Here is a 4,136-nt window from a genome sequence, read left to right as displayed (position 1 = left end):
GTCCCAGTGGAAGCGTACGCAGACGCGGTTGAGGCTGTCGGTGAACAGTTCATGGCCGTTGGGCGAGACCACTACGGCGGTCTGCGGGCCAGGCGACGTCGGCTTTGCGTGTTCGAACGGGCTACGGTACGGCGCGCTGTGCAGCTGGCCTTCGAAGTGGCTGGTGAAGAAGCCATAAGAAGCTTCGCTCAGGGCCGAGCCGAGCAGCGAGTCGTCCGGCGCAGGGCGTACGGTTTTGAACAGCGGCGCCAGGCTGCCAGGCGCTTCGCGGCGTTGCTGGGCCATGGGCAGGTTGCTTTCGGCGAAGAACTGCACCTCGATCAGCAGAAACTGCCGGTCCTCGGCGGCCTTGCGCTCGTACAGCGAATGCTGGGTCAGTTCGAACCAGCGGCCGGCCTGCAACTGGCGCACGCCGGCTTGGCCGTGCACGCGGCGCGCCTGGGATTCGCGCTGTTCGATCTGCACGCGGCTGAGCCAGTCGCCGCGCTCCTGTTTCTGCCAGTTGTACTGGCCCTGGTATTCGTAACGCTCCAGCGCGGCGGGGGCAGAGGCGGCCTGCAGGGCCGGCATCACACTTTCCCGCGGCTGGCTGTGGGCCAGGTAGTCGACGCTGCGCCAGTTGAGCTTGCCGCTGAGCAGTTGCGAGCCGGTGCTCCACTGGGTGATGCCGTCCTGCTTCTGGGTCACGCTCTGGGTGTGGAACGGCAGTTGCTGCGGGGCGAGGGCGGGCAGGGTGTCGTTGCTGTCGGTGAAAACGATGCAGTGGCTGTCGGCCTGGTGCTCGACGTACCAGAAAATGCCTTCGAGCTCGCACCAGCGCTGCACGAAGTTGGCGTCAGTCTCGTTGAACTGGGTGACGTAGGACAGCGGCGCGTAATCGCGGCGCAGGTCGAGGCGGTAGTTGCCCTTGGCTTGTTCGTACTGGCTGAACACCGACTCGAGAATAGCGGGCAAGGTCTTGTCCTGCCAGATGCGGCAGTCGCTGCGGTACTCGAGCAGGCTGAACCAGGGCGCAAAGACCAGCTGCCAGTCGTGCAGGCCGCCATCGCTGCCCAGATAACGCACGCTTTCGACCAGGCCATGGCGTTGAGCCTGGCTGCCATCGTCGCAGAGCAGGGCGAGGCTGACGGGCTGGCCGATGAGTTTTTCCGGGTCGTACTCGGTGTCCTGCACCAGCACGTCGAGGGTGTAGCGCGGGGTGCGGCCGATGCGCTCGACGCCGTGGGCGCGCAGGGCCTGCAGCTGATCGGCACCCAATGGGGTGGTCAATTGCAGCAGGCGGCCGCTCTGCGAGAGCGGGGTGCCGAAGGTCAGGTCCATGACAAGGGTCTCCTGAGTGGGGGCTGATCGGGTGGTTATTCCAGGGCCTTGATGGGCGGGTCCTGGTAGTCCTCATCGATGGCGATGCCCATTTTTTTCAGGCGTGCTTCGGTTTGGGCGCGTTCCTGGGCCATGCGTTTGAGTTCGGCAGGTAAAAGAGCTTTCCAGTTTTCGCGGTCTTCGTCATCAACGAAGCCCTTGTAAAAATCGGCTTCACTCCGGAAGGTCAAGGTGAACAAGTAGGACCCTTTCTCTCTGGGCGCTTGCGTGTCGTTTTCACGCTGTACGGTTAATTTTAGGTATTCATTGTCTCTATACAACAGCCAATTGCTGAACATTGGCATAGATAGCCAGCCATTTTTATCCAGGCCAAGGGTGGGGTCTTGCCATGGGCCCGTTGCGACAGGAGTACCTAGCACTTCATCCACATCTTTGAATTTACTGCTTTCAGTGGCTGGGATTCTCGCCTCGTTTGGATAGATATAGCGTTGCCATCCCGCCTTGCTGAGTTTATCTAGAAGCTCACTAAAATAATTCATGGCAAGTTCGTGCTCGCTATTTGGCGCTACGCCATTCAGCGTGACATACGAATTTGAGAGCGTATCACTTTTGTAGGTCATTAATGCCGCGCTGATAACGTCGTCAAATACCATAGGTTGATTTCTGCTTTCAACGGTCAATACGGCTTTGTTCGGGCTGGCTGACGAGATGTCGAACTCAAAAAAGCAGATATCACTATTGCAGTCTTTGGACAGCGGTGCAGTCGATTTAGACAGCAGGGACTGAATAGATTCGTAAAAATTTATTTTGATTGTGGGTCTGTCGTTTTTCATTTCCGGATTCTCACATCCAAACAGTGCTGCGAACAGCAAGATAATCACGGGTTTACGCATTTTCACTCCAAGAGGCAATGGTCCTTATTGTGCTTTCCATGTGGGAGCTCTGGGTCTGCATAAGGTTGTGGTACTTATTTGCAATATTTCCAATGAATTTCATTCTGTCCGTGACGTTATGCAATTTACCTTCAGTCATTACGATGTCGTAATGAGGGTCGTTCGTTTCGCAAGCCGTGCTGAATGCAGCGAGCCGACGAGGTACGCCGAAATGGCCTTCGACTAAAGCCTGACTGTTGAGCAGCGTCTTGAATATTTTGTTCTCATAAATCAGTGGCTGCAAAATCATGCGTTGTTCATGGTTCGCAATCGCCATGAGTGACGCCAGCTGTTGCGTTCGGCGGTCATCACGGTTAACATTTTTCTCGATTTTGGGGAAATAGGAAAATCCCTGCGCGAGATAGTCGGTTACCTGTAGGTTGTTGATTTTAGCCGGTACTTCGCTTGCCCAAGGGAGCGACTCGAAAGCAGGCCTGAAGCGATCTCTGTACTTAGTCCAGTTGCGGCTGCACATGCATTCTTTAAATTGCTCTGGATAATTTATATAGAACCAGTGCCATACGAAAATGTCTTGAAAAAGCCAGAAATTACCTTTCCCTAGAAATACTTTGGTCGCTTCAAGTGCGGCATAACCAATAGTGGTGTACCGCATTTTTGTGGTGCTAGAATAATCAAGTGCGCACATGACCTGCTTGCTGGCAAACGCCGCAAGTCCTGTCCAGTAGAATCGTCCTTTGAATTCGGGCTTGCCGCCGCTCTCCAGTTCCAAGTAGATTTTTCCGTAGTTGCCGGCGATGCGTGCCGCGCGCGTGCTAAAATTTTCGACAAGTTCGTAGCGTGCGGGCTCTTTAAACTCAAGCCGAGTTTTGATGCATAGCCGCCTTGTTGCAGTTTGTTGACCGAGCGTCCAAAGATCTACGCAGCCAGGATTCAAGTCATTGACTGAGCAGGCCTGCGCATTAAGATTAAAATCTTCCTTCATGATTTCGTTCTCGGTACGTATTTGTCCGCATTTGCGGGCACTATCAATTCGTCTGGAATTAAACTGACTTTTGCATTCTTAGCTTTGTCGCTAAAGAAGCGGGGCGTAGCACCATCTTGATCGGTGAAATAAACCCTTTTACCTTCGCCTGGAATTTCAACCTCGACAGCCACGTTCTCCAGCGGTACACGGAAATTGGTCATCAACCTGTTCTGCTCGTCATACATGCCAGAGTCAGGACCGGTGGGTAGCTCCTTCAATGAGTGCTCCATGCTGGCCGGCCCATCCAGCGTTTTCTTCGCCCCCTTGATGTCGATGGTCCCCGGCGCATGCACCTCGATGTTGCTGCCCTTGATGCGGATATAAGCACCGCCGCTGGTAAGCAGGATCTCCTTCTGCGCCGACATCTCGATCAACTGTTCCAGCGATGTGAGCTTCATGCTCTGCAGTGCAGTCAGTTCCATGGCATCACTTTGTGCTTCCAGTTCGACCTTGCCCTTGGCGGCAAACAACTTGGCCCCCGCGTTCTGTGCAAACAGGCTGATGCTTTGCACCACGCTGGCCAGCAATGACTTGCCGCTGGCAATACTGACGTCCTCACCGGTACTCACGGTCAGGTGCTTGCCACTGTGCAGATGGGTGTTCTGCGGGGTGGCGGTGGCAATGTCGGCTGGGGAGGAGGCGATCAGCAGTGGCTTCTGGTACCCCGGCGTCTCGCCGCGACCACCGCTACGGATGGCCCAGGCGGTGTCGCCGCCGTTGCGTTGCTGCTCGTTCGGGCCCTGGCTCGGGCTGCTGTTGTCGCTGCCGTAGGTGACGTCGGCGTCGGCGTTGAGCTGGGTGAGGCTGTCGAGGCCGGCTTGTAGAGCGTCGGCGTTGTGTTGCTTGGCCGTGTCGGAGAGGGTCTTGAGCCGTTGCTCGCTGTTCTGCAACTGCTGCTG

The 4,136-nt window shown here is 55.9% G+C and carries 4 protein-coding genes; all 4 read right to left on the bottom strand.

The annotated features are described in order from the left end of the window. A partial coding sequence (locus FS665_RS23040; RefSeq protein WP_145193640.1) for a type VI secretion system Vgr family protein occupies nucleotides 1-1,320 on the bottom strand: 1,320 nt, incomplete at its 3' end. Between the two features lie 35 nt (nucleotides 1,321-1,355). Beyond that, nucleotides 1,356-2,213: a hypothetical protein gene (locus tag FS665_RS23035; protein ID WP_256675138.1), complete on the bottom strand. Its 858-nt coding sequence runs from the start codon at nucleotides 2,211-2,213 to the stop codon at nucleotides 1,356-1,358. After that, nucleotides 2,206-3,195: a DUF2515 family protein gene (locus FS665_RS23030; protein ID WP_145193638.1), complete on the bottom strand. Its 990-nt coding sequence runs from the start codon at nucleotides 3,193-3,195 to the stop codon at nucleotides 2,206-2,208. The genes FS665_RS23035 and FS665_RS23030 overlap by 8 nt, the downstream gene beginning before the upstream one ends. Continuing rightward, on the bottom strand, nucleotides 3,192-4,136 hold a 945-nt coding region (locus FS665_RS23025), incomplete at its 5' end, for a DUF2345 domain-containing protein (RefSeq protein WP_145193636.1). The genes FS665_RS23025 and FS665_RS23030, both read right to left, overlap by 4 nt.

Source organism: Pseudomonas sp. URMO17WK12:I11, assembly GCF_007677725.1.
GTDB lineage: Bacteria > Pseudomonadota > Gammaproteobacteria > Pseudomonadales > Pseudomonadaceae > Aquipseudomonas.
The sequence above is the reverse complement of the archived record's forward strand: the minus strand, read 5'-3'. Positions and strand labels throughout refer to the sequence as shown.

Excerpts from the sequence above, each read along its gene's own strand:
- FS665_RS23035 (WP_256675138.1), bottom strand. The coding sequence starts at position 2,213 with ATGCGTAAACCCGTGATTATCTTGCTGTTCGCAGCACTGTTTGGATGT.
- FS665_RS23030 (WP_145193638.1), bottom strand. The coding sequence starts at position 3,195 with ATGAAGGAAGATTTTAATCTTAATGCGCAGGCCTGCTCAGTCAATGAC.